Genomic DNA, 1,366 nt, shown 5'->3' with positions numbered 1-1,366 from the left:
CTATTAGTGCTTGTATAGACAATCCGCCCGTCGGCTATAAAAATACGCACAGTTATTCTTGTAGTAATCAGGCGAAAGCTATTTTAGGCGGGTGTGACTCAGTGCCAATTAATAAACCTTGTACGGGTGATGCTTGCGGTGGTGGTTCAGGTACAGGTGGCGATGGTGGTAATACGGGCGGTGGCTCAAGTGGTGGTTCGTCTTCCGGTGGCGGTACGTCTGGCGGGGATGGTAGCAAAGGCGAAAAAGGCGACAAGGGGGATAAAGGCGATACGGGAGAAGCTGGCAAAGATGGCGTTGATGGTATCGATGGGGAAAAAGGTACTGACGGCATCGATGGTATTAATGGAAAAGATGGAATAAACGGTACTGATGGGCGTGATGGTATTGACGGCACAAATGGCAGTAACGGTGTTAATGGCCTTGATGGTAAACGCGGTGCGTCGGGTAAAGATGGCATTAATGGTTTAAACGGTAAAGATGCTGAACCCGCTGACCTTCGACCTGTATTAAATAGCATTAGCAGTCTAAAGGGTTTTAATGCCAATGAGTTTAATTCTGCTGCTGCAAGTCGTCGTAATCTAAGTTCTAGTCTTGATTCTATTTCAGCGTTAACCAGTGGCTTAGGTGGCAATATTGATGCGCTGAAAACCTCAAATAAAAATGCCCTATCTGATATTAAGAATACTGCTGATAGCTTGGGCGCTAAATCCGATGAACAAACCGCCTATCAAAAAATCATTGCTGACAAAATGGCAGAATTAAGTGATAGCTTCGGTGTTGGTATTCCTGAGTTAGATAAGAAATCTGAGCGTAATAATAATTTATTAGATGATATTAAGCGTCTGACTCAAACAGGTACTGATGAATTAACGGCTGCCAATAAAGCCCAGTTAGATAAAGCCTTCGCACAATTTGATGAAACCAAAAAACAAACCGACTTACTGGCGAATATAAAAGAATTAACCGCAGAACTCGGGGATAACTCGGTCACTGATAACGAATTAAAGTCGGTTAATGACAAACTCGCCCAAATGAACAATCAATTAGGTTCGGGTAATAACAAGCTCGATGCGATTAATGAAACGTTAGTTGTCAATGAATCCCAATCCTCAAAACGTACCGACCAATTATTAGCAGCCTTGGCAAACAGTGATGCTCAAGGCGAAAGTCGTTGGCGTGAATTACGCGACCAATACAAGCAAGGCAATGATGATTTAGTTGATGCCGTTGGCGGTGTTGGTGATGGTATCGAGGGCGCTATCGGTGAACAAACTGACCGCTTATTAGAAACAGGGTTAACGGGTGGCGGTGTGAATGGTACGGCATCAACCTCGACGGGAATTGTTGAGGGTGCGATGGATGG

General features: G+C 44.4%; 1 pseudogene. It reads left to right on the top strand.

The features are described from left to right. Window positions 1-101 precede the first annotated feature (101 nt). Window positions 102-1,366: pseudogene (locus C9J47_RS26760) on the top strand (hypothetical protein); the annotation flags it as partial.

It is taken from the genome of Photobacterium indicum (assembly GCF_003026215.1).
GTDB classification, from domain to species: domain Bacteria; phylum Pseudomonadota; class Gammaproteobacteria; order Enterobacterales; family Vibrionaceae; genus Photobacterium; species Photobacterium indicum.
Note: the sequence above shows the minus strand (reverse complement) of the source record. Positions and strands in the feature narration are given on the sequence as shown.